This is a genomic window from Rhodococcus sp. 7Tela_A2 (genome assembly GCF_049311045.1).
Taxonomy (GTDB): domain Bacteria; phylum Actinomycetota; class Actinomycetes; order Mycobacteriales; family Mycobacteriaceae; genus Rhodococcus.
Map to the genome: position 1 here is coordinate 1 of NZ_JAXION010000188.1, position 4745 is coordinate 4745.

A 4745-nucleotide genomic window follows, 5' to 3' on the forward strand; every position below is an offset into this window, starting at 1 on the left:
GGGGGGCCCACCCCCCCCCCCCGGGCCCCGGCACCGTCAGTCGCGGTCGGGTACGGCCAGGCCGAGAACGAAGTTGACGAGCGAGATGATGATCGCGCCCCAGAAGGCGGACCAGAATCCGGCGATGGTCAGTCCGTAGTCGGTGAATCCGCTGAGCCATGCGGTCAGCCAGAGCATCAGCGCGTTGACGACGAGGGTGAACAGCCCGAGGGTCAGGATGACCAAGGGCAGCGACAGCATCTTCACGATCGGCTTGACCAGTGCGTTCACCGCGGTGAAGATCACCGCGAGCACGACCAGCGTGATGATCGTCCCGAGGTCGGTCTGGGACGCGCCTCCGGGTTCCGTGACACTGATGCCGGACACCAATTGAGCGGCAAGCCACAGGCCGATGGCGTTGATGATCAACCGCAGTACAAGTGAAATCATGCAGTCACTGTGGCACATCGCCTGCCACGGAGTCGCAGAGGTTTCAGGCGGCCTCGTCGAGGTGCTCGACGAGGCGTCGTCGCAGTTCGTCGCGGTGTACGTGCGCCTCGACCAGCGCGGTGGCCGACGGGTCGCCGCACCGGAGCACACCGAGCAGGAGGTGTTCGGCACGAATGACCCGTTCGTGCCGGGCGATCGCCTCTCGGAGAGACAGTTCGAGCACCTTCTTGGCGCCCTTGTCGAATGGGATGTGGCCGAACCGCCCCCAGAGATTCCCGCGTCCGGCATCCCCCGTTCCAGAAGGATCGCGGTCGAGAACACCTTCGCCGAACGTCTCCTCGAGCCGCGATTTCACCGCGCCCAGGTCGATGCCGATCGCGTCGAGTGCGGCAGCGTCGTCGGCACCGAGCGCATCGCCGGGTGCCTGTGCGGCGCAGTCGTCGCGGAGACCGTCGACCGTGAGATCCGCGTCGGCGAGCAGGTCGCGCAGAGGCTCGTCCGCGCTGACGAGGACTCCGAGCAGCAGGTGCGACGGGTGAATCCGTTGAGCCTCGAGTCGTTTCGCCTCGGATTGCGCGGCGACCACCGCGGACCGGGCACTGTCTGCGAACTTTTCGAACACGACGATCACCTGCGCTTCCGGTTGTGCTTCTGGTGGACGGCCTGTCTGCTCACTTCGAGTTCGTCGGCGATGGCCTGCCAGGACCAGCCCTGATTCCTCGCGTTCTCCACCTGGACCGTCTCGAGTCGCTCGAGCAGTCGCCGGAGCGCGCGGACCGCGCGAAGGCCCACTGCCGGGTCGGGGCTCGCGGCAGATGCCGCCAGGTCGGTGGTGTCGGTCATGCTGTCAATGTAGGTTGACAACTGTGGCGACGTCAATAGATGTTGACAAACAGAGACCCTCGACAGGGGTCAGTCGGGTATGCCGGGACTCCACAGTCCGGTGGCTGCGAACTTCTCGAGCACAGCCGTCGACTCCGCCAGGTCGATCGACTCGGCCGCGAGCCAGTCGTCGGAGAAGTACGTGTCGCTGTACCGCTCGCCGCCGTCGCACAGCAGCGTCACCACGCTCCCCCGGCGGCCGTCGGCGAGCATGTCCGCGACCAGCCCGAAGGCACCCCACAGATTGGTCCCCGTCGACCCGCCGACGCGCCGGCCGAGCATCTCGCTCGCGTGCCGCATCGCGGCGATCGACGCCGCGTCCGGAACCCGGATCATGCGGTCCACGACCTCCGGGACGAACGACGGTTCCACCCGCGGCCGGCCGATCCCCTCGATACGGGACGGCATTCCGGTGGTGTAGTCGGCCGAACCGCTCTCGTAGCCGCCGAAGAACGCCGAGTTCTCCGGGTCGACCACCGCGAGACGGGTCCGGTGACGGCGATACCGGATGAAGCGACCCAGCGTCGCGCTCGTTCCTCCGGTGCCGGCACCGACCACGATCCAGTCCGGCACCGGGTGCTGCTCGAGCCGCATCTGCGAGTAGATGCTTTCGGCGATGTTGTTGTTCCCGCGCCAGTCGGTCACCCGCTCGGCGTTCGTGAACTGGTCCATGAAGCACCCACCGAGTTCGTCGGCGAGACGTCGTGCCTCGCTGTACATCTCGGACGGCCGGTCGATGTAGTGGCAGCGGCCACCGTGCGCCTCGATCAGCGCGACCTTGGCCGGGGACGTCGTGCGCGGCACGACCGCGACGAAAGTGAGACCGAGAAGCTTCGCGAAATACGCCTCACTGACCGCGGTGGACCCGGACGACGCCTCGACGATCGGGGTGTCCCGGGTGATCCACCCGTTGCACAGGCCGTACAGGAACAGCGACCGTGCGAGACGGTGCTTGAGACTGCCGGTGATGTGCGTCGACTCGTCCTTGAGATACAGCTGCACGCCCCATTCGGGGGGAAGAGGGTAGCGGAGCAGATGGGTGTCGGCACTCCGCTGCGCGTCCGCTTCGATCAGCCGGACGGCATTGTCGACCCAGTCACGCGGCTCGCTGCGGTCGACGACCGCGGCACCCACGTCGGTCACCGGCGGCCTTCACCGCGCAGCCGGTTCTCCAGATCTGCGCGATCGGTCCGGCGGCGCTCGTCGACGGCAGCGATGCCCTCGTTGACGCGACGGCGGAGCGTTTTGAACAGCACCAGCGAGACCGGGAGCGCGATGAGCACTGCGAACAGCGCGGCCACCAGCAGCGGGATCTCGACACCGAAGACACGCGGCACGTAGATGATCAGCAGCGCGAGCACGACGACGAGTCCGAGCCGCGCGAGGGAGTACAGCGCCACATCGCGAACGAGGGTGCCCGTGCTGCCGGAAGCACGCACGGCGCCCTTCGCGGGCGTTGTGTGTGAAATGCCCTCGGAGCGGCTATCCGAGGAGGAGTCTTGTTCCGGGGAGTCGTTCCGGCGTTCGTCGTTCACCCTTCCAGGGTAACTGTCGGCGCGGTACGGGCACGGGACACCGACCCCTGAGGCTTGGCCGCTCGTCCGTTTTGTCTATTACTTCCGCTTTACCAACGGCTGACCGTTCGAGCAACCAGGGGTTCCGGTGCAACCATGTCACTGGACAACACGATCGAATACCTCGATCAAGGCAATCCAACCGGGAGGATTTCAAGATGAGTGCACCCACTTTCAACGGCGCCAAAGAATCCCTGCTCACTCCGGGCCAGGTGGCAGCCCTGTTCCATGTGGACCCGAAGACGGTCACCCGGTGGGCTCACGCAGGTCGACTGGGGTCACTCCGGACACCAGGCGGCCACCGTCGATTCCGCGAGTCCGAAGTGCTCACGCTCCTTCGGTCCCTGACGACCGAAGCCACACGCTGATCACGCGCCGCTGAAACTCCGCAGGGCTTGCTCCGCAGCGGACCCGACCGCTGCCCGCGCCTGCGGTGAACGCACCACCACCCGGACCCGACCCGTTACCGGTCACACCCGTCCCAACGGGCACAACTCCGGGGCGCATAGACTGTGGGAACGTAGGACGCCGGCACCGGATCCCCCCGACGGTGCCGTCCACGGCTAGGAGGTGCGTAGTGCTCTACCTGTTGGCCCTCATCGGCGCGGTGACACTGGCCGTTTTGCTGTGGAAGGCATACGGGCCCAATTCCGGAAAGCCGCCCACCCGGGTCGTCGGTCCCGACGACGACCCCGAGTTCCTCTGGAAGGTCGACCGCGAAGTACGACGCCGTCCGCCTGACGACACGGCGCGACCCGACCCGGACAGTGGCGATACCGGGAAGTGAGGTTCCCGGTCGCCGGAACACCGGACGCACCGACGATCCTGCGAGATAGACCCCACGTCACGAACAACGACGTCACGAAGACACGCATTCACGGCTTTCTGCTGCGGCCGGAACCCGTGCCCGACTCGGCGAAACCGGCCGCGACGTCCGCGGCCAGGCCCAGCAGTGCCCGCCGCGTGCCTTCCTGCAACCGGCCGAGATCGATCTCCGCGCCCTCTTCCAGATGCGGATCGAACGGCAGGACGTGCACCGCGCGGCAACGCTGCGCGAAATGTCCCACGAGCCGGTCGAGATCGACCTTTCCCGAGCGCGGCCGTACCGCATTGACTACCGCGAGGGATTGCGAGACGAGATCCCGGTATCCGTGCGCCTCGAGCCAGTCGAGCGTCGCCGATGCGCTCTGCGCGCCGTCCACCGACCCCGAACTGATGACGATCAGCGTGTCCGCGTTTCCCAGGATCGAGCGCATCGCCGAATGCATGAGTCCGGTTCCGCAATCCGTGAGAACGATGCTGTAGAAACGCTCGAGCACGGCGAGAGTGCGCTCGTAGTCCTCCCCGCTGAACGCTTCCGAGACCGCCGGGTCGGTGTCCGACGCGAGCACTTCGAGGCGATACGAGTTCTGCGACATGTACTCCCGGACGTCCGCGTAGGTATCGAGCCGCTGCTCGTCACGCAGGAGAGTCCGGACCGTTGCGGTGGTCTCGGCGGCGATCTTCTGGCTGAGGGTTCCCCGGTCCGGGTTCGCGTCGACAGCGACGACCCGGTCACCGCGAAGCGCCGCGAAGGTCGACCCGAGAGTGACCGTCGTGGTCGTTTTGCCGACCCCTCCCTTGAGACTCAGCAGCGCGATCCGGGAGCACCCGTGCGACGGCGTGCGCACTTTGTCGACGAGGTCGCGACGGCGTTGCTCCCGTGCGCTGTCACCGATGGTCAGCAGGCCACCGCTCGCGTGGAACACTGCACGACGCCATCCCCGGCGCGGCGGCGAGGCCACCGGGCGAACCAGTAGCGACGCGTCGAGGTCTCGTGCAGTCGGCTGCCCCGCCCCCGGTAGCTGCGTTCCGTCCCCC

The 4745-nt window shown here is 66.9% G+C and carries 8 protein-coding genes; 2 read left to right on the top strand and 6 right to left on the bottom strand.

The window, feature by feature from the left end:
• Positions 1 to 36: 36 nt before the first annotated feature.
• The 5 genes from TVH25_RS20790 to TVH25_RS20810 form a co-directional block, all read right to left on the bottom strand.
• Positions 37 to 429: a phage holin family protein gene (locus tag TVH25_RS20790; protein WP_169619454.1), complete on the bottom strand. Its 393-nt coding sequence runs from the start codon at positions 427 to 429 to the stop codon at positions 37 to 39.
• Positions 430 to 472: 43 nt separating this feature from the next.
• Positions 473 to 1051 carry a Clp protease N-terminal domain-containing protein gene (locus tag TVH25_RS20795; RefSeq protein ID WP_296549457.1) on the bottom strand — a complete coding sequence of 193 codons (579 nt, stop codon included), beginning with the start codon at positions 1049 to 1051 and terminating at the stop codon, positions 473 to 475.
• Positions 1052 to 1056: 5 nt separating this feature from the next.
• On the bottom strand, positions 1057 to 1272 hold the full coding sequence (locus TVH25_RS20800) for an HTH domain-containing protein (protein WP_169651265.1): 216 nt from the start codon (positions 1270 to 1272) through the stop codon (positions 1057 to 1059).
• A gap of 69 nt (positions 1273 to 1341) precedes the next feature.
• A complete protein-coding gene (locus TVH25_RS20805) occupies positions 1342 to 2445 on the bottom strand; it encodes a PLP-dependent cysteine synthase family protein (protein ID WP_422425372.1) in 1104 nt (367 codons plus the stop codon).
• A gap of 5 nt (positions 2446 to 2450) precedes the next feature.
• Positions 2451 to 2780 carry a DUF4229 domain-containing protein gene (locus tag TVH25_RS20810; RefSeq protein WP_169619618.1) on the bottom strand — a complete coding sequence of 110 codons (330 nt, stop codon included), beginning with the start codon at positions 2778 to 2780 and terminating at the stop codon, positions 2451 to 2453.
• A 263-nt stretch (positions 2781 to 3043) separates the two neighbouring features.
• Here TVH25_RS20810 and TVH25_RS20815 point away from each other — a divergent pair, with 263 nt between their 5' ends.
• Together TVH25_RS20815 and TVH25_RS20820 are read left to right on the top strand one after the other, a co-directional pair.
• Positions 3044 to 3253, top strand: a complete 210-nt coding sequence (locus TVH25_RS20815) for a BldC family transcriptional regulator (RefSeq protein WP_072704338.1) — start codon at positions 3044 to 3046, stop codon at positions 3251 to 3253.
• Between the two features lie 209 nt (positions 3254 to 3462).
• Entirely contained in the window at positions 3463 to 3672 is a 210-nt protein-coding gene (locus TVH25_RS20820) for a hypothetical protein (RefSeq protein ID WP_296549454.1), read from the top strand.
• A gap of 88 nt (positions 3673 to 3760) precedes the next feature.
• Here TVH25_RS20820 and TVH25_RS20825 read toward each other — a convergent pair.
• Positions 3761 to 4745: MinD/ParA family ATP-binding protein (locus TVH25_RS20825; protein ID WP_422425371.1), on the bottom strand; the 985-nt coding region annotated here is incomplete at its 5' end.

Coding starts and splice junctions, on each gene's coding strand:
- TVH25_RS20790 (WP_169619454.1), bottom strand. CDS start 429: ATGATTTCACTTGTACTGCGGTTGATCATCAACGCCATCGGCCTGTGG.
- TVH25_RS20800 (WP_169651265.1), bottom strand. CDS start 1,272: ATGACCGACACCACCGACCTGGCGGCATCTGCCGCGAGCCCCGACCCG.
- TVH25_RS20815 (WP_072704338.1), top strand. CDS start 3,044: ATGAGTGCACCCACTTTCAACGGCGCCAAAGAATCCCTGCTCACTCCG.